Source organism: Paracoccus homiensis (genome assembly GCF_900111675.1).
Lineage (GTDB): Bacteria > Pseudomonadota > Alphaproteobacteria > Rhodobacterales > Rhodobacteraceae > Paracoccus > Paracoccus homiensis.
This window is the reverse complement of the sequence record NZ_FOHO01000003.1, coordinates 49,536-68,564: the sequence shown is the minus strand read 5'-3', so window position 1 is coordinate 68,564 and position 19,029 is coordinate 49,536. Positions and strand designations below refer to the sequence as shown.

Sequence of the window (19,029 nt, the reverse complement as noted above, 5' to 3'; positions counted from 1 at the left end):
AGAGCAGAATGCAAGCCGCCCTTTCAATCCTGCCGATCATCGCGCTGGTGGCGCTGGGTCATGTCGCGCGGCGCTGGAACATCATCGCCGCCGCGAACTGGCGTGGGGTCGAGCAGCTGGGGTTTCGCCTGCTGTTTCCGGCGATCCTGCTGACCTCGATCTATCGGTCGGATCTGTCGCTGGGGGTGCTGGGCGGCTATATCCTTGCGCTGTCGGTGGCCTTTGCGGCAACCGGGCTTGCCGCCTTCATGATGCGCCGGCCCCTGCGCCTGACCAATCCGCGCCTGACCTCGATGTTTCAGGGATCCATGCGGTTCAATTCGCTTCTGGTGCTGGCGCTTGCGGCGCAGGCACTGGGCCCGCGTGCGCTTAGCGATCTGGCGGTGGCCATGGCCTTCATGGTGCCCGCGTTCAATATCTCGGCCATCGTGGCGCTGACGATCTTCCCGCCCGAGGACGGGCAGGACATCCTGCGCCCGACCCGCGCCCAAAGCATGACCAGAATCACCCGAGAGATCTGTCGCAATCCGATGGTGCTGGCCTGCGCGCTGGGACTGGCACTGAATCTGGGTCATGTGCCGCTGCCTGACCGGGTTCTGGTGCCGCTGGACTGGCTGGCGCAAGGGGCGCTGGCCGTGGGCCTGTTGTCGGTCGGCGCCGGGATCGAGATCCGCCGCCTGTGGCAAAGCGATGCCGCCATGTGGATCGGCGTGCTGATGCGGCTGGTCCTGTGCCCGATCCTGTTTCTGGCGCTGGCATTGCCATTGGGCGTCAGCGGGATCCAGCTGGCATCGGGTCTTGTCCTGACTGCGGCGCCGGGCGCGCCGGTCGGCTATATCCTGGCCCGCCAGATGGGCGGAGACGCGGATTTCTATGCCGATATGTTCACCTGGCAAACGGTCCTGTCGGCGGCAAGCATCCCCTGCTGGCTGATGCTGCTTTCGGCTTTTGTGGGCTAGCGCCCCATGCCCCGGCAAAGCGGTCGAAAAATTTGCCGGGACGCGATATTTTCCTCTTGCGACTTTCCGGGGGTTTGCCTAAACACCGCCCCACGCCGCCGGAAGGTTGGCGGATCAGTGAGAGTGGCCCGTTCGTCTATCGGTTAGGACGCCAGGTTTTCAACCTGGAAAGAGGGGTTCGATTCCCCTACGGGCTGCCACTTCCCTGATCAGACAGCGCCAAAGGCGCAAAGTGGCCCGTTCGTCTATCGGTTAGGACGCCAGGTTTTCAACCTGGAAAGAGGGGTTCGATTCCCCTACGGGCTGCCACTTTCCATCCCGATGATGTTTCTGTCGCCCGCATTGCTGCGGGTTTTTTCATGTCCTTCGCGAAGGCCGTCCCGCGCAAGGAAGGGGCACCCCGATCAGGATGCCCCGCGATGGTCCCTACGCGCGACCGGGCGTCAGGCGACGGCGCGCGGTCAGATACAGAATCACCTCGATCGCGACGATGACCAGCATGGTCAAGCCGACCAGCGGGAAGAACACGCCCGCCGTCACCGCGATCAGCAACAGACCACGCGGAATGCGCCAGTCCAGCGGCATCTGCGGCGCGCCGATTGCGCCCTGCGGACGACGTTTCCACCACATCACGGCGCCGGACACCGACAGCAGCACCATCGCAAGACAGGCCAGCGCCAGGACGATTTGGTTCGCCAGCCCCCATTCCTGCCCCATATGCACGCTGATGCCCCATTCGGCCCACCGACCCAGCGTGCCAAGATCCTGCAATCCGGCATCATACAGCACCTCGCCGCTGTATTGATCCAGATGGATGACGCGTTCGTCGCTGATGTCGTCGGGATAGACCGAGACGGTGAATACACCTTCGGGCGCTGCGGGAATTGTCAGCGCATAGCCGGGCACGATACCGCGCGATTCGACGGTCGTCACGACAGCGTCCAGCGCTGCGGGCGCCCCGGCATCGGTCAGCGATTGCGGCATGGGTTGATGTTCCATGATCCACGGGCTGCGGTCCAGCGCCTCGCCCACCGGCTGGGTCGAGCTTGGATATTTCGACCAGTAGCCATCCGGCATTCCCAGCCCCATCGAATAGGCGATGTCATAGAACTTGCCCCCCCAGACCGAGGACCAGGGCAGCCCCGTCATCGCGAGAAAGACGATGAAGAACGCCGTATAGATCCCCGTCACAGCGTGCAGATCCCGCCACCACGGGCGGCCCCTGGCGGCCTTGATGCGGAACGTGCCCTGCCTGCGACCACGCGGCCACCACAGATAGATACCGCTTGCGACCAGCAACACCATCCAGCCGGCGGCGGCCTCGATCATGCGATTGCCCAGCCAGCCGACATATTCCAGCGAATGCAGCTTGCGAACCACATACATGGTCGGGCTGCCCGCCGCACCGGCATCCCAGATGCTGCCCAGCACCTGCCCGTCATAGGGGTTCACATGGATGGTATCCTTGATCCCGTCGGCCCCCTTGATCTTGACCGCGGCGGACCGGTCGGGCGCGGCGGGCGGCAGATAGGTCATGGGCGTTCCGGGGTGGCTGTCGATGGCCGCCGACACGATCTGCGATGGTGCCAGCATCGGGGCCTGCACCGGCTGGACAAAGCGCAGCTGACGGTGCAGCGCGTCATTGGCCTCGTCCTTGAACAGATAGATGCCGCCAGTGATCGCAAGGATCAGCATGAAGGGCAGCACCAGCAGCCCCGCGATGAAATGCCATCGCCAGATGGCACGATACAGCGCGGACGCGGCCGCGCGATTGGTTTGTTCTTGCATGAAGTCGTCCCGTTCCAGCCCCGTCACGACGGACAGGGCGCAAAGCCATGCGCCGGGGCGGCCAGCCGACCGTCTCCGCGACGCGTTCACATCACAATTGGCTTAGGCGGGAACGGGTGGTGCCCTGACACCGGGCAGGTGATCGGCCCAGGCGCGGTCGCGCGTCAGATCGGTCAGGATCGCCCAGCTATTGCCGGGCAGGAATTGCGTCACGACTTGCGCCCGCTGCGCGACGGGCGCTTCGGGCAAGGCATGGCAGAAGGGGCAGTGGTGGTCATGGCCCGGCATCGTGCCGCACAATTCGCCCAGCTGGTCGCCAAAGACCATCTGGATGCTGTGAAGCTGTTGCCGGTCGGGGCTAGGCGCAATCATCGTGGCGGCACCCAGCCCGCCCAACAGCACGCAAAGCGCAAGGGCGATCCCCGCAATGCTGCGCAGCGCGTTACCCATCCAGCAGCGCCCGCGCGGCCTGCGTCGCCGCATCCGTGATCCGGTCCCCCGACAGCATCCGTGCGATTTCATCAACGCGCTGATCGCCCGGCAGCGCCGTCACGGTCGAGCTGGTCATCCCGTCCTCGACCCGCTTGGCCACGCGGAAATGCTGCGCCCCAAGCGCCGCGACCTGCGGCGAATGGGTGACGACCAGAACCTGCGCATCCTGGGCCAGACGTTTCAGGCGACGACCGACGGCATCGGCCGTCGCCCCGCCCACACCCCGGTCGATTTCGTCGAAGATCATCACCAGCGCATCATTCCCGCGCGCCAGACAGACCTTCAGCGCCAGAAGAAAGCGCGACAATTCCCCGCCCGAGGCGATCTTGTCCAAAGGCCCCGCAGGCGCACCGGGATTCGTCGCAACGGTAAAGGCCACGCTGTCGATGCCATCGGGCCCCGCATCGCCCCTGGTCACGCGGGTGGTAAAGACCGCACGCTCCATCTTCAGGGGGGCCAGTTCATCCATGACCGCGCGATCCAGCCGCTGCGCCGCCTGCCGACGTTGCTGCGACACGGCCTCGGCGGCGTCATGATAGGCGGCCTCGGCCTGTTCGGCCTGCCGTTGCAGCGCGATCAGGGTTTCCTCGCCAGCGTCCAGCCGGTGCAGGCGGTCGCGCAACTCATCGGCCAATCCGGCCAGATCATCGGGCAGAACATCATGTTTGCGCGCCAGCCCGCGCAACGCGAACAACCGCTCCTCGGCCGCATCCAGCGCGGCGGGGTCGAAGGACATCGCGGAAAGGGCATCCTCGACGCCGCTGGTCGCCTCACCCAGTTCGATCAGCGCACGCGACAGTGCGGCGATCGGCGCGTCCAACCGCCCCTCGGCGCGATCGGCAGCCCCTTCCAGCCAACGACTGGCATCCAGCATTGCCCCTTCGGCACCGGCACCGCCCAGCATCTGCAAGGCCTTGGCCACATCCTCGCGGATCCGTTCGGCCGCCTGCATTCCACGACGACGGATATCCAGTTCGGCCTCTTCGCCCGCGACGGGGGCCAGATCGTCCAGCTCGGCAACCGCGTGGCGCAGGAAATCCTCTTCCGCGCGGGCCTTGGCAAGCTGAGCCTCGGCTGCGGTCAGATCCTCGCGGGCCTTGCGGCGGGCCACCCATGCCGCCCGAATGCCCGACAGGTCCAGACCGGCGAAATCATCCAGCAACAGGCGATGCCCGCGCGGGTTCAGCAGGCCGCGATCATCATGCTGCCCGTGCAGTTCGACCAGAACCGCCGACAGATGGCGCAGCACCTCGCCGGACACGCGACGGTCATTCACAAAGCCGGTCTTGCGCCCGTCGCCGCCATTGATGCGCCGCAGGATCAGTTCGTCGTCATCAACCTCGATCCCGGCATCCTGCAGGATCGCCCGTGCAGGGTGGGCAGCGGGCAGATCGAACACCGCCGTCACCTCGCCCTGATCGGCGCCCTGACGGACCAGATCCGCGCGACCACGCCAGCCCAGAACAAAGCCAAGGCAGTCAAGAAGAATGGATTTGCCCGCCCCCGTTTCGCCGGTCAGCACGTTCAGTCCCGGCGCGAATTCCAGTTCGAGCCGGTCGATCAGAAGCATGTCGCGGATATCCAGCGATCGAAGCATGATGTATCGACCGCCCTGCCCTAACCCCGAAGGCTGGGGATCACAGCCATTTTCCCTGCACCATCTGGCGATAGACGTTGTTCAACCAATTGTCGCCCTTGGCCTCGGCCGACAGGCCACGGCCGCGAAGCTGCCGATAGGCATCATCATAGAAGGGCGAGGACTGGAAGTTGTAGCCAAGGATGGCGCCCGCCGTCTGCGCCTCATCGGTCAGGCCAAGCGCCAGATAGGCCTCGACCAGACGCAGCAGCGCCTCGGGGGTTTGCGAGGTGGTCTGGTAATCCTCGACCACGACCCGGAACCGGTTGATCGAAGCCGCGTAGTGACCCGATTTCAGGTAATACCGCCCGATCTCCATTTCCTTGCCGGCAAGGTGATCGAAGGCCAGATCGAATTTCAGGATCGCGCTGCGGGCGTATTCGCTGTCGGGATAGCGCTCGATCACTTCGCGCAGCGATTGCAGTGCCTGGAAGGTCAGGCCCTGATCGCGGCCCACTTCGTCGATCTGGTCGTAATAGGACAGCGCCAGAAGATATTGCGCATAGGCGGCATCGGCATCGCCGGGATAGGTGTCCAGGAACCGCTGCGCGGCGCCGCGCGCCTCTTCGTATTCCTGCGCACGGTGATAGCCATAGGCCTGCATGATCAACGCGCGCTTGGCCCATTCGGAATAGGGGTAAAGCCGCTCGACCTCGCCGAAATAGAAAACCGCGTCCTCGGGTTTCTTGCTGTTCTCAAGCTCGAACTCGCCGCGCTTGTAGATCTCTTCTGCGGTGAAACGCTCCAGATTGCGCTTTTCGGCGTCCGAGGGACCGCCGCCGCAGGCAGACAAGGTAAAACCAGCAAGCACAGCCGCCATGAAGGTAGCCGAGATTTTCGAGCGCGTCATCTTTACCCTGCCCTACGATTCTTCGGTGCGCCCGGCCCCTTCGGGCCGCATCGCCGCGTTCTCGTAGCACAGAACATCAGGGGGCGCAAAATGGCAATCCGTTGAAATCCGCTTACCATTTACAGGTTCGTGTCGGCAAGGCGGCAAAGTCGGCCGCGCTTACAGCGCGACCGCCTCGATTCCGGCCAGATCGCCATAGGCGGCGACGCCTGCGCCCGGCAGCCGGTTTTCCAGATCCGGCGTGCAGGTTTCCCACGTCCAGGCCGTCGGGTCGGCAAACAACGCGCGCAGCAGACGGTTGGTCATGGCGTGACCGGCACGATGCCCGGTATAGCGCCCCAGAATCGGCGCCCCGGCCAGCGCCAGATCGCCCATCGCGTCCAGCATCTTGTGGCGCACGGCCTCGTCCTGATGACGCAGACCACCCGGCGACAGCACCCGCGCGCCATCCACGACGACGGCGTTCAGATAGGTGCCGCCAAGCGCCAGCCCGTTCTTGCGCATCGCATCGACATCGGCCTGACGGCAGAACGTCCGGCTGTCGGCCAATTCGCGCAGGAAGGCACCATTGGCCATGTCCAGCCGCTTTTCCTGATGACCGATGGCTTCATCGACAAAGTCGATCTGGAAATCGATCTCCAGATGATCGGCCGGGGTCAGGCGGGCAAAGGCGTCCCCTTCGCGGACCTCGACCGGTTTCAGCACGCGGATCGCCTTCAGCGACACCGCCTGCAATGCGATCCCCGCAGACAGGATGCCCCGCACGAATTGTGCCGAAGAGCCGTCCAGAATCGGAACTTCGGGGCCGTCGACCTTGATCAGCGCATTGTGGATACCGGTGCCGGCCAGCGCCGCCATGATATGTTCGACCGTCGACAGGGTCGTTCCCTGCCCGTCATCCAGTAGCGTGCAAAGTTTGGACGGGGTCACATTGTCCCACCGCGCGGCGATCTCGACAGCAGGCGTCAGGTCCGTGCGGCGGAACACGATGCCATGACCTGCCGGAGCCGGGTTGATCTCAAGCGAAGCGGCCGCACCCGAGTGCAGGCCCACGCCCTGGAAACCAACCTTCTTCTTCACTGTCGCCTGCATGATCTGCCTGCCTTCTTTCATAACGTCCAGGGTCACGTCGCCCCGGTGCAAGATCAGCTAGGCCCACCCCGCCCAGCATTCAATTAACGAATTGTAACGGGGTGAAACATTCGCTGCGTCCGCTGACACATTCCGCAGGCGTCTTGGCACAAGTATCTGCATTTAAAAAGAAAAGGGCCGCGCATTGCGGCCCCTTCGCGTACTGGTTGTGACTTTTTCGTGAAGGCTCAGTTTGCCTGACGACGCAGGAAAGCCGGGATCTCGACATCCTTGTCGCCATTGTCCGGGCTGGCCAGATCGTCGAAATCAGTGTCCTGCTGACGGGCACGGGCGGCGACACGGTCGCTGACACGTTCCGCGATCGAAGAGGCTGCGGGCTTGCCACCGGCCGCCTGCTCGTTGTGACCGGCCATGCGTTCCAACATGCGGCCCAGACCGCTCATGCGGCTTTGGCTGCGTGCGGGCTCGGACGGCTGGGCGGGCTGTGGCTGGCGCGCGGCCTGACGTTCGCCGCTATGTTCCACGGCGCGGCGCAGGCGATCCATCACCTCGGGCGCGGGCTGGCCACGACCTGCCGGAGCCTTGGGCGCGACGAAATCCGAGGCGTCGTCATCGATGCGAACGGCGGTCGGGCGGGCCGGTTCCTTGGGCTGGTAGGCCGAGGGCGGCATGTCGTCTTCGATCCGCGCAGCCGGGGCCTTGGGCGCGGCACTGCGGGCTTCGGTCAGCGGGGCCACGCGACGCGGCGGGACCTGCATCTCGTCATCCTGTGCGGCAGGCTCTTCCTTGCGGGCGACCGGCGGGTTCTGGGTCAGCGGCTCGGCGATGCTGCGGCGGGCAGCGGGTGCCTCGGCGGCGGCGGCGGCGGCGGCGTCGATGCCGGTCGCCACGACCGACACGCGGATCGAGCCGTCCATATCCGGATCCAGGGTCGAGCCGACGATGATATTCGCGTCGCTGTCCACCTTGTCGCGGATGACATTGGCGGCCTCGTCCAGCTCGAACAGGGTCATGTCATAGCCGCCTGTGATGTTGATCAGCACACCCTTGGCGCCATGCAGGCTGACTTCGTCCAGCAGCGGGTTGGCGATCGCACGTTCGGCGGCTTCCTGGGCGCGGTTTTCGCCCGCGGCCTCGCCGGTGCCCATCATCGCCTTGCCCATCTCGTCCATCACGGCGCGGACATCGGCGAAGTCGAGGTTGATCAGACCCGGACGGACCATCAGGTCGGTCACGCCCTTCACGCCCTGATACAGCACGTCATCGGCCATGGCGAACGCTTCGGTGAAGGTGGTCTTTTCATTCGCCAGCCGGAACAGGTTCTGGTTGGGAATGATGATCAGCGTGTCCACGACCTTCTGCAGGGCTTCGACACCCTCTTCGGCCTGGCGCATCCGCTTGGTGCCTTCGAACTGGAAGGGCTTGGTCACGACGCCGACGGTCAGAATGCCCATCTCGCGCGCGGCCTGCGCGATGATCGGGGCGGCGCCGGTGCCGGTGCCGCCGCCCATGCCCGCGGTGATGAAGCACATATGCGCACCCATCAGGTGATCGACGATATCCTCGATCGTTTCCTCGGCGGCCTTGGCGCCGATGACAGGCTTGGCGCCCGCGCCAAGACCTTCGGTCACTTTCGGGCCCATCTGGACGCGGCTCATGGCGCGCGACCCGGCAAGGGCCTGCGCGTCGGTATTGGCGACCACGAACTCGACCCCGTCGAGTTGCTTCTCGATCATGTTGTTGACCGCGTTGCCGCCCGCCCCGCCGACACCGAACACGGTGATGCGCGGCTTCAGCTCTTCTTCGTCGTTCATCATCAGATTGAGGTTCATGGTTTCCGCCTGTTTATTCGCTGTTCGATTGGGACGCAGGACGCCCGTTCGAATCCCCCGTATTAGAAACAATCGTAGCGATTCAGCCTATCGGCGTCATCAGAAAAAACCCCAGCAAACACAAAATCTGGCGGTCACGACGCGGTGAATAGGCGGTATCTTGCCAAGGCACCTGAATATGGTGGCCGTGACAGGGCCACCACCGAATCAGGAGCAGGTTCAACTACCAGTTGTTCTTGAACCACCGATAGGCGCGCTTGAAACTGCGCGCGGGATAGCTGTCGGCAGGCATCTCGAAATCCCACCATTCGTCCTGCGGATGGGCCGCGAACAGGGCCAGCCCGACGGCGCTGGAAAAGCTTGGATCCGTCAACTGATGGGCGAGACCGTCGATCCGCAGCGGACGGCCACAGCGGATGTTCGGCCCCAGAATCCGCGCCGCCAGACCATCAAGTCCGGGGATCTGACTGCCGCCCCCGGTCAGGACGATCTGCTGGCTGGGCATATAATCGAAGCCCGCCGCATCCAGAACCTCGCGGACCTGCTCCAGGATCTCTTCGACGCGCGGGCGCATGACGCCGATGACATCGGCGCGGCTGACCTTGCGGCGATCGGCCTCCCAGTCGCCGGTGTCGCCACCCACATCGATCATGTCCCGATCATCGCGCCCGGTCGCCTCGACCCCGCCATTCAGGGTTTTCAGACGCTCTGCAACCGGCAGGGGTACACGCAAGCCCTGTGCAATATCCTGAGTAATAAGATTTCCGCCGATTTTAACATTATCGGCGAAGATCATGTGTTTCTTGATGAAAACAGAAACTCCGGTACCGCCGCCGCCAAAATCGATACAGGCGGCGCCCAATTCCTGCTCATCCTCGATCAGGCTGGCGCGGGCCGACGCATAAGAGGCCGAGGCGATCCCCGCCAGTTCCAGATCACAGCGCCGGATGCACTGGATCAGGTTGCCGATCATGTCACCGTCGATGGTCAGCACATGCATGTCACAGGCCAGACGATTGCCGGCATGATCGCGCGGATCGGCAAGGCCCGACCGGTTGTCGACGGCGAAATTCACCGGCTGCGCATGCAGAACTTCGCGCCCGCGTCCGAAATCGGGCGTGTCGCAGGCCGCAAGGACCGAGGCCACATCATGTTCGGTCACTGTGCCGGTATGCAGCGGCACCTCGCCATTCAGACCGTAAGAGGCAGGGTGCCCCCCCGACAGGCAGGCAATGACGTGATCGACACGCACCCCGGCCAGCTTCTGCGCGGCGGCGACCACGGTGCGGATCGCGCGTTCGGTTTCGGCCATGGTCTCGATCTCGCCGCGGCGGACGCCGCGCGACCGGGTCGTGGCCGCACCGATCACGCGGAAATTCGCCTGCCCGGCCATCGGCCCGATGCCGTCTGTTTCGCGGTCGGTGCCGGTGCCGTCGAATTTCAGCACGATACAGGCGATCTTCGAGGTGCCGATATCCAGCACGCCGATCACGCCCCGTTGCAGGGCCGCACGACGAATGTTCCGCATCGCCCGCTGAGTCTGATACAGTTCCACCATCACCTAGCCCCCCTTCTGTTCATCCAAGATCTGTCCGTCCGGCCCCAGCGCGGGCAGCCCCTGAGCCGCGCGGATGGTGTTGCGGGCATCGACGCCCAGCCGCAGCACCGGACGCGCCGGATCGCGCAGGTCGATCACGCTGATATCGCGGCCCAGCATGTCATCGGCACGGTTGCGTGCGATCACCGCCTCCAGCGCGATCACGGCCCCTTCCTCGGGCAGCATGATCCGCTGACCGTGATCCAGGATCATGTCCCAGCGCCGTTCGCCGCGACGGACCAGCCCGCGAAAACGCGGCAGGATCGGGCCGGCGGCATCGATCAGCGCCAGCGCCTCGTCGGTGTGCAGATCGGCCCCCTCGCCCGCGATCAGCGGCAGTTCCTTGCGCGTCGCGCGCGAGGTCACGCTGGCGACCCGGTGGCCATCCTTGTCCAGCATGTCGATGCCACGCGCGTTGCGCCACAACAGCGCGGGAACGCGTTCCTGCACCACCGCGGACAGGATGCCGCCCGGCTTGATGCGCAGATCGATCGATTCGACGGCGTCCAGCTGCATCACCTGCAACCGCAGCGCCGTCAGGTCGATTTCGAAACTGGAGGCTGGCAGATCCACCGGCAGCATGCCCCGCAACGCCTTGTCGACGGCGGGCGATGCGCCTTCGATGGTCATCATGCGGACCTGAAATTCCTCGCGGTTCTGGACCTTGTCCACGATGGCCGCGATGCCGTCATTCAGCCCCGCGCGGCGGGTTTCGTCCGACAGCCAGATGCCCGCGGTCATGGCCAGCAGAAATGCCGGCAGGCCGATGCGGACGACGCGGCGATACAGCGGCCGCAGCCACATCCGTTCCAACCGGTATTTCAGACGCGAGGGCGCGGGGTCGCGCCTGACCTTCGGCGCCTCGGCGGATTGCCGTTGCTGTTGCTGTCGTCCGGGGCGATGATCGATCACGACCGACACAGCGCGTCCTCCACCATCCAGCGCATCAGCTGCGGGAAATCCAGCCCCGCATGCTGTGCCTGTTCTGGGGCCAGCGAGGTCGGCGTCATGCCCGGCTGGGTGTTCACCTCCAACAGGATCAGCCCGTCCAGACCGCGCGTTTCGTCCCAGCGGAAATCGGTGCGGCTAAGCCCGCGACAGCCAAGCGCCTGATGCGCGCGGACGGCATAGGCCAGGCAGGCTTCGGTAATTTCCTGCGGCACTTCGGCGGGGATCACGTGGCGCGACCCGCCCGCCTTGTATTTCGCGTCGTAATCATACCAGCCATCGACGATGATCTCGGTCACGCCAAGCGGGCGATCGCCCAGTACGGCCGTGGTCAATTCGCGGCCCGGCGCATAGGTTTCGACCATGACGCGAGGGGGCATGGCATCGGACAATTGCGGCGGCTGGTTGGCCCCGTCATGGACGATATAGACGCCCACGGATGAGCCTTCGTCATTGGGCTTCACGACATAGGGCGCGGCCATCACGTGACGGCGGCGCACCTCGTCGGCATCGGCGATCAGGCTTTCGACGACCGGCAAGCCGGCCTCGCGGAAAGCCTGTTTCGCTACTGTCTTGTCCATCGCCATGGCCGAGGCAAGCACCCCGGAATGCGTATACGGCAGGCCCATCCATTCAAGGATGCCCTGCACGCAACCGTCTTCGCCCCAGCGGCCATGCAATGCGTTGAACACCACATCGGGCGCCACCGAACGCAAGCGAGAGACGATATCCTCGCCCCGCTGATCGCCCAGTTCGATTTCGACCACGTCATAGCCCGCCGACCGCAGCGCCTTTGCGCATTCGCGCCCTGACGACAGCGACACCTCGCGCTCGGCCGAGGGGCCACCCATCAGAACAGCAACGGTCTGGGCTGTCCTGCTCGACTTGCCCGCCACTTTATCGCCTCATGCGTCCGGTTTATCCGGACTTCTATCAATTCTGCGCGGACGGTTGATCCGTCTTTGCGCCCTATTTCAAAAGAATAGCCGCAAAGACCATTTCACAAAAGATGATTTTCGCTCTGTTAACCAAAAACTTGAGCGTCATGCGGATCTTCGCCGTCAGGCAGCGGATCACCGATGCGAATGACCTCCCATTGCAGGTCGTGACCGCTTTCCTCAAGCACGCGCCGACGGACCAATTCACCCAGCGCCTCAAGCTCGGCCGCGGTGGCGGCACCGGTGTTCAACAGGAAATTCGGGTGTTTTTCCGACATCTGCGCCCCACCCCAGCTGTGCCCGCGCAGGCCGGCCCGGTCGATCAGCGACCATGCCTTCAGATCGTGACTGTCATCGTCCCGGCCGGTCGAACTGAACCCGGCGGGATTGCGAAAGGTCGAACCGGCGCTGCGGTCGCGGGTCGGCTGGGTCGCGTCACGCTTGGCCAATTGGTCGGCCATCTTCTGATGCAGCGCGTCGGGGTCGCCCTTGCCGGCCTGAAACACCGCCTCGGTGATAACCGCGCCGTCGGGAATATCGGCGTGACGATAGGTGAAATTCAGATCCGCGGGGGTCAGGGTGATCTGTCGACCGTCGCGGGTCACGGCCCGCGCCTCGATCAGGTGATCGGCGATATAGGATCCATAGCAGCCCGCGTTCATCCGCACCGCGCCACCGATACTGCCTGGAATGGTGCGCAGGAAAGTCAGGTCCAGCCCCGCATCCGCCGCCCGCCGCGCGACATGCGCATCCAGCGCGGCCGCGCCCGCCGTCACCCGGTCATCCTCGATCGTGATGCCGTTGAAGCTGCGTCCCAGACGGATGACAAGGCCACGGATGCCGCCATCGCGCACGATCAGGTTGCTGCCGACCCCCATCGGAAAGACCGGCACCTGCGGGTCCAATGCGGCCAGAAAGGTCGCCAGATCCTGATCGTCGGCAGGCTGAAACAGCCAGTCGGCCGGCCCGCCCACGCGCAGCCATGTCAGGCTGTCCAGGGGTCGATCGGGGGTCAGGGTGCCGCGGGGGGTGGGAAGCTTGAATGTCATGGCCAAGCTGGTAGCCAGCCCCGCGCGGGCCGTCAACATTCAGCGCGGCGGAACGGCGCAGGCCGCGCGCACCCCTTCGGGCGCAAGCCGCGCATAGGCCGTATGCGCCTGCATCGTGCGGGTCAGCAGTTCGCCCACGATCCGACCTGGCGCCCCCCCGGACAGGGCCGCGACCCGGATCCGGTCCAGCAGATTGCCGACCATCTCGCCACCCCCGACCCCATAGGCCGTCAGCCCGTCATGCAGCGGCGGCGGTCCGGCCATGCTGCGATAATTTGCGGATTCATCGGAAATCCCCAACGCCTCGCGCTCGGTCTCGTACAGCTTGACCGTGTTGATCAGCACCGACCCCAGCAGCGCGGTGGTCCCTTCGCTGCTGCCGCGCGAGATGTCGGCAAAGGTATCGCAGGCCGACACAAGCCAGCGCGCATTCAGCCGCGCGCACAGAAAATCCGGCATCTCGGCCCAAAGCGCCCTGAACTTCGCAATGGCGGCGTCATCCTGGCCGCGGCGGATCAGGGTAATCAGCGCCGCGTGATAGAACAGCAGTTCGGGGCTGCCGCCGAATTCCTCGCGAAGGGTCGCAAGATGAACGGCCAGATCGGCAGCACGCGGACGGTGAGGCGCAGGCTGGCCCGGCACGATGCGGTCGCACATCACCTGAAGATCGGGTCCGCAGACGCGCAGGATGTCTTCCAGCGTCCGCATCTGCGCATCCTCGGATGGCGGGCGCGGCACGCGGGCATCGCGAAACAGGTCCAGCGGCAGGCGATAGATCGCCTCGCGCAGGGTCGGGCGAGCCCGTTCCGGCGCGCCGGGAAAGCTTTTCATCATCTGGATCAGGCTGCTGCGCGCGCCCTGATCGCCTGCCTGCAGATCGTCCAGCCGGGCCTCGAACAGATCGCGCGGCGCGGGCGCGCCCCCGACACCAGCCGCGCCGTGATAGCTGAACCCCTCGGCCCGCCGGATCGAGTTCGCGCGATAAACCGGCAGATGATCCGACGCGCTGATTGCCTGCCCCGGTGCGTGGCGCAAAAGATCGGGCGCTGCAACCGTTTCCCCCTGCTGCAGCTGCGCCAGATATTGCGCGGCGACCTGCAACCGGTCGTGCAAGGGGGCGACCGCCGCGCGAAGGCCGTCCCGCGCCCGATCCGGCGCCTCCATGATCGCCGCCGCATCGGCGGTGATCGCGGCGAGATCTTCTGGCTGACGCACGGGCATCAGCCCATCCAGCATCGCCGACAGCCCTTCGTTCTTGTAGGTGTTGCCCGGCAACTGGATCACCGGCGTCGCCATCGCCGCGGCCATGATCGCCATGTGATAGCGCCCGCCCAGCAGAAAACGACAGCGCTGCAACACCGAAGCGACCACGCTATGGGGCGCCTCGGTCGGCAGCGTGTCGAAACCGCCGTCGCCCCACAGCTGCCGCGCCTGATCGACCAGCGCCCGATCTTCGCTGGCCGATACCAGAACCAGGGGACGCAGGCCGGTTTCGCGGCGCAGGTGATCGGCGATCGCGATCAGGCGGGAATAAGTCTCGGCACCTTCATAGGCGGTCCCGCTGACAGCGAAATGCCCCGGCGTCGCAAGCCCCTGCCCGCCCGGTCGCGGGCGCACCAGAAACGCCGCATCGGGGATATGCAGCACATCACGGATCCCGGCCCGCCGCGCCGCGTCGAACGAGATGTTTTCGCGCACCGCAACCATGTCAAAGCTGTTATAGGCCGCCGCCAGAACGCGGGTGAAATCATCGTCGCAGGAATAGATGGTCTGGTTCATCGCGATGACCGGCTTCTTCCAGGCGTGCCGGGCCACGAAGGGCAGCAGCAACAGCCTTGCGCCCCGAACGATATCGGTTCCGGCCATCGTCCCTTCGGCCTGCAACACGACCAGATCGCTGTGACGCACCTGCTGGGCATAGCGGCCATATCGCTGGGTGCACAGCGTTTCCAGAAAGCGCAGCCCGGCATCGGCACCGGGGCGGGCATTGGCGACATCCTCGATCGCCTGATGGATCTGATCGCGCTGCTGCTCCATCGCAAGGTCGGCGGGATTGCGGCCCAGCAGGGGCACCGGCCGCAGATGCGGCAGGTCCGGCACCGGCATTGCGCCGTTCAGCAGATCGACCAGCCCCCAGCTTGTCGCCTGACAGCCCCAATTCGCCCGAAATCCGGTGAAATTCACCACAGAGATACAGCGCACGGGATAGCCGATCGAGATCATGGGGTTAGCTTTCGATCTGTAAGGTTTAGTTTGCATTTTATGCATATCGGTTGACTAGTACATACGTAAGATGCTTTTTTGCACATGCTAATCAACCTTAGCGATAGCATGAACGCAAGCTAGAACAGGAGTGTGCAATATGCTGGGATTTCTACTTTCGCCCGTCGGTGGCCTGCTTGGGTCAGTGGCCGATCTGGTTCAGGACACGGTTGAAACCGTCGCGCCGGGCTCGATGAACGGGACCACGCTGACCGGCAATCTGCTGGCTGACAACGGCCTGCTGGGCGATCTGGTGGACAATGTCTCCGAAGGCGACGTGTCGGGTGCAGTTCTTGACGGTTATGCCAATGTCATCGGTGGCGGTGGCGTTGTCGACAACCTCGGCAATGGCGGCGGCCTGGGCGTCGAAGGTCTGCTGGGCGGCACGCTGGGTCTGGCAGATGGTCTGCTGGGAACGGTTGACGGACTGGGCGGTGGCCTGGGCGATGCGGGCGGCCTGCTGGGCTGATCGCCGCAGGCATGACACCAAGGGTCCGGTCACCGGGCCCTTTTTCCAACGAGGCCTTGCCGCTTCGAAAACCTGACACCCCCAAGACCCTACACGCATGACACCCGAACGCCCCGATCCGTCAGGCGAAACACGCGAGGTCGCCGCCGGCGCCAGCGCAATCGGGATATCCTTGCGCCCGCTGCGCCCCTATTTCGCCATCGCGGGCTTCTTTTCGTTCCTGACGAACATGCTTTACCTGTCGTCGCCGCTTTACCTGCTGCAGATCTATAACCGCGTTCTGGTCAGCGAAAGCATCCCGACATTGCTGGCGCTGACCGTGATCCTGACCCTTGCGCTTGCCGTCATGGCCAGTCTTGAGGCATTTCGCGGCCATATCCTTGTCAGATGTTCCGTCATCATGGACATGCGTCTGGCGCAGGCGGTGCTGCAGGCCCTGCTGCGCAGATCCGCGCGCGCGGGGCAGAACCTGTCGGCGCAGACGCTGCGGGAACTGGATGAACTGCGGGCCTTCCTGACGGGGCCGGGCATCAATTTCCTGTTCGACCTGCCCTGGACACCGATCTATCTGGGCCTGCTGTTCCTGATCCATCCGGTGCTGGGCGTGGTCGCGACGCTTGGCGCGGCGGCGGTGCTTGGGCTGGCCGTGCTGAACGAATACCTGACGCGGCCCGCGTTGGAGCGGGCGCAGGGATCGTCCCGCCGGGCCTACACCTTTGCCGACAACCTGCTTCAGCATGCCGATGCGGTGCAGGCCATGTCGATGGGCGCCGCCGTCGGCCAGCACTGGCAGGCGACACGCGGCGCGATGATGGCCCAGCAGTCCCGCGCAAGCGAACGGAACGCCTCGGCCGTGGCGCTGACCCGGTTCCTGCGGCTGCTGCTGCAATCGCTGCTGCTGGGCACGGGGGCGTGGCTGGTCATCGACGACGCCATCCAGCCCGCCACGATCTTTGCCGCCAGCATCATCATGAGCCGCGCCCTGCTGCCCATAGAACAGGCTGTCGGCGCGTGGCGCCACGCCATCGCCGCACGCATCGCCTATCGCAAGGTCAATGCCCTGCTGGCCGAAACCCCGGCGCGGCCCGCCGGCACCACGCTGCACAGTGACCAGACCGAATTGCGGCTTGCGCATGTGGGCTTCCGTCAGGACGGCGCGCAACATGCGATCCTGGACGATGCCTCGCTGACGCTGAGCGGCGGTCAGGTGCTTGCCATCGTCGGGGACAGCGGCGCGGGCAAGACCTCGCTTGCGAAACTTCTGGTCGGCGCGTTGCAGCCTGACACCGGACAGTTGTGGCTGGGCGGCATCCGCTATGACCACTGGGACCCCGCCCTGCTGGGTGGAAGGATCGGCTATCTGCCGCAGGATGTCGGGCTGATCGCAGGCACCGTGCGCGACAATATCAGCCGTTTTCAGAAGGCCACGACCGAACAGGTGGTCGCCGCGGCCCGCCTTGCCGGGATTCACGACATGATCACCGGCCTTCCCCGGCAATATGACACCCTGCTGGGTCCGGGCGGCACCGGCCTGTCGGGCGGTCAGCGACAGCGACTGGGCCTTGCCCGCGCCCTGTTCGGCGATCCGCGTCTGATCATTCTGGACGAACCCAACGCACATCTGGATCAGGCGGGTCAGACCGCCCTGCAAAACGCCGTCGGCATCATGAGGGATCGCGGCGCCGCGATCATCATCGTCACCCATCTTTCACCGATCCTGCAACTGGCCGATCGGGTCCTGCAATTGCAGGACGCTCGCCTGCAACCGATCCACCGCGACATGCCCGCAACCAGGGCCGCCGAATGACTAGAACCGCGACCTCTCGGCAGTTGGACCGCCTGTATCATCCGGGCAGACCCGCGCTTGCCGGGTTGATCGTGACGGTGTTGCTGCTTCTGGTGTTTCTTATTTGGGCAAGCCTGACCACCATCGCCAGCAGCGCGATTGCCAGTGGCAGGTTGCAGGTCATCGGTCAGCGGCAAAGCGTCCAGCATCCTCATGGAGGTGTCGTGCAGCGCCTGCTTGTGGCTGAGGGCGATCATGTGACCCGCAATGACCTGCTGATCGAACTGGACCCCATACAGGCCCGCGCCAATCGCGATATCGCCGCCGCAAGGCTGACGGCGATGCAGACCCGCAAGCACAGGCTGGAATGCGAACGCGACAGCGACGATCCCGTCGCCTGCCTGCAACGCCTTGGCGATGATCAGGACGCCGCCGCGTCTCAGGCGCTGCGGAACGAACGCGCATTGGCCGCCGCCCAGCTGGCGACCCACCGGCTGGAATCGCAGGTGCTGGACAGCCGCGCAGAACAGTTACAACAGGAAATCGCGGGACTTCAGGCGCGTCTGGACAGCATGACCCGCCAGCGGACGATCCTGGAGGACGAATTGCAGACGGCACAGGATCTGCTGGCCTCGAAACTGGGGTCGCGGAGCCGCGTGATGGAGGTCGAGCGTCTGCTGGCCGGCACCATCGGCGATCAGGGCGGGCTGCGCGCCCAGATCGCCAGCGCCAATCAGCAGGTGCTGGAGGTCAAGCTTGAGGCTGCCCGCCTAGAGGCCGCGCGGACCAGCCGCATCACCGATGAATTGCGCAGTACCGATGACGCGCTGTCCGAGGCCCGCCCGCGCCTTGCCGCTGCGCGGCGGGTCAGCGAACAGACCGATATCCGCGCCCCCGTCAGCGGGCAGGTCGTCGGTCTGTCGGTCTTTACCGAAGGGGGCGTCGTCCAGCCGGGCGAAAAGCTGATGGATATTGTCCCCGACGGCGCGCCGATCATCGTCGAGGCAAAACTGTCCGTGGCCGATATCGACGGGATCGCGATCGGCGACACGACCGAGATCAAGCTGACCGGCCTGCCCCGCGCCACCCGTCCGCAGATCGCGGGACGGGTCACGGGGATCTCGGCCGACCGTCTGACCGACAGCGTGACCGGGCGGGCCTATTACGCGCTGCGCATCGCCCCCCTGCCCGATGATATGGCCCGCCATGACGCGATCCTGCGTCCGGGAATGCCTGCGGATGTGATCATCAACCGCCAGTCACGCACGGTCATGGGCTATCTTCTTGGCCCCCTGATGGACGAGATCTATTACGCTTTCCGCGAAGAATAG

15 protein-coding genes and 2 tRNA genes are annotated in these 19,029 nt (G+C 64.9%); 6 read left to right on the top strand and 11 right to left on the bottom strand.

Translation table 11 applies throughout. The annotated features are described in order from the left end of the window. Nucleotides 1-8 precede the first annotated feature (8 nt). From BMX67_RS04955 to BMX67_RS04945, 3 genes are all read left to right on the top strand, one after another. Entirely contained in the window at nt 9-959 is a 951-nt protein-coding gene (locus tag BMX67_RS04955; protein WP_175479820.1) for an AEC family transporter, read from the top strand. A gap of 125 nt (nt 960-1,084) precedes the next feature. Beyond that, a tRNA-Glu gene (locus BMX67_RS04950) sits at nt 1,085-1,159 on the top strand. A 34-nt stretch (nt 1,160-1,193) separates the two neighbouring features. Further along, a tRNA-Glu gene (locus tag BMX67_RS04945) sits at nt 1,194-1,268 on the top strand. A 117-nt stretch (nt 1,269-1,385) separates the two neighbouring features. On the opposite strand, the gene BMX67_RS04940 is transcribed toward BMX67_RS04945, so the two are convergent. The 11 genes from BMX67_RS04940 to BMX67_RS04890 all read right to left on the bottom strand — a co-directional run bounded on the left by BMX67_RS04940 (nt 1,386) and on the right by BMX67_RS04890 (nt 15,404). Beyond that, a complete protein-coding gene (locus BMX67_RS04940) occupies nt 1,386-2,747 on the bottom strand; it encodes a PepSY-associated TM helix domain-containing protein (RefSeq protein ID WP_090732992.1) in 1,362 nt (453 codons plus the stop codon). A 102-nt stretch (nt 2,748-2,849) separates the two neighbouring features. Continuing rightward, nucleotides 2,850-3,197 (bottom strand): hypothetical protein, encoded by a 348-nt coding sequence (locus BMX67_RS04935; protein WP_139206450.1) that lies wholly within the window; start codon nt 3,195-3,197, stop codon nt 2,850-2,852. Next, nucleotides 3,190-4,836: a DNA repair protein RecN gene (gene recN, locus BMX67_RS04930; RefSeq protein ID WP_090732988.1), complete on the bottom strand. Its 1,647-nt coding sequence runs from the start codon at nt 4,834-4,836 to the stop codon at nt 3,190-3,192. Before recN ends, BMX67_RS04935 begins: the two co-directional genes overlap by 8 nt. 40 nt (nt 4,837-4,876) lie before the next feature. Then, nucleotides 4,877-5,725 carry an outer membrane protein assembly factor BamD gene (locus BMX67_RS04925; RefSeq protein WP_090732987.1) on the bottom strand — a complete coding sequence of 283 codons (849 nt, stop codon included), beginning with the start codon at nt 5,723-5,725 and terminating at the stop codon, nt 4,877-4,879. A gap of 159 nt (nt 5,726-5,884) precedes the next feature. Then, complete coding sequence (gene lpxC / locus BMX67_RS04920) at nt 5,885-6,817, bottom strand: UDP-3-O-acyl-N-acetylglucosamine deacetylase (RefSeq protein ID WP_090733499.1); 933 nt, start codon at nt 6,815-6,817, stop codon at nt 5,885-5,887. 227 nt (nt 6,818-7,044) lie between these two features. Then, entirely contained in the window at nt 7,045-8,649 is a 1,605-nt protein-coding gene (gene ftsZ, locus BMX67_RS04915; RefSeq protein ID WP_090732986.1) for a cell division protein FtsZ, read from the bottom strand. Between the two features lie 223 nt (nt 8,650-8,872). Continuing rightward, entirely contained in the window at nt 8,873-10,207 is a 1,335-nt protein-coding gene (ftsA, locus tag BMX67_RS04910) for a cell division protein FtsA (protein ID WP_090732984.1), read from the bottom strand. Between the two features lie 3 nt (nt 10,208-10,210). After that, nucleotides 10,211-11,167 (bottom strand): cell division protein FtsQ/DivIB, encoded by a 957-nt coding sequence (locus BMX67_RS04905; protein WP_245739195.1) that lies wholly within the window; start codon nt 11,165-11,167, stop codon nt 10,211-10,213. Beyond that, nucleotides 11,155-12,045 (bottom strand): D-alanine--D-alanine ligase, encoded by an 891-nt coding sequence (locus BMX67_RS04900; RefSeq protein ID WP_245739259.1) that lies wholly within the window; start codon nt 12,043-12,045, stop codon nt 11,155-11,157. Before BMX67_RS04900 ends, BMX67_RS04905 begins: the two co-directional genes overlap by 13 nt. Before the next feature lie 173 nt (nt 12,046-12,218). Then, nucleotides 12,219-13,181, bottom strand: a complete 963-nt coding sequence (gene murB / locus BMX67_RS04895; RefSeq protein WP_090733496.1) for a UDP-N-acetylmuramate dehydrogenase — start codon at nt 13,179-13,181, stop codon at nt 12,219-12,221. A gap of 39 nt (nt 13,182-13,220) precedes the next feature. Next, nucleotides 13,221-15,404, bottom strand: coding sequence for a polysaccharide pyruvyl transferase family protein (locus BMX67_RS04890; RefSeq protein WP_175479819.1), 2,184 nt, complete (start codon nt 15,402-15,404; stop codon nt 13,221-13,223). Nucleotides 15,405-15,543: 139 nt separating this feature from the next. Between BMX67_RS04890 and BMX67_RS04885 the strand changes: the two genes are divergently transcribed. The 3 genes from BMX67_RS04885 to BMX67_RS04875 all read left to right on the top strand — a co-directional run bounded on the left by BMX67_RS04885 (nt 15,544) and on the right by BMX67_RS04875 (nt 19,029). After that, nucleotides 15,544-15,912, top strand: a complete 369-nt coding sequence (locus tag BMX67_RS04885) for a hypothetical protein (protein WP_090732980.1) — start codon at nt 15,544-15,546, stop codon at nt 15,910-15,912. 97 nt (nt 15,913-16,009) lie between these two features. After that, nucleotides 16,010-17,719, top strand: a complete 1,710-nt coding sequence (locus BMX67_RS04880) for a type I secretion system permease/ATPase (protein ID WP_090732978.1) — start codon at nt 16,010-16,012, stop codon at nt 17,717-17,719. Further along, complete coding sequence (locus BMX67_RS04875; protein ID WP_090732977.1) at nt 17,716-19,029, top strand: HlyD family type I secretion periplasmic adaptor subunit; 1,314 nt, start codon at nt 17,716-17,718, stop codon at nt 19,027-19,029. The genes BMX67_RS04880 and BMX67_RS04875 overlap by 4 nt, the downstream gene beginning before the upstream one ends.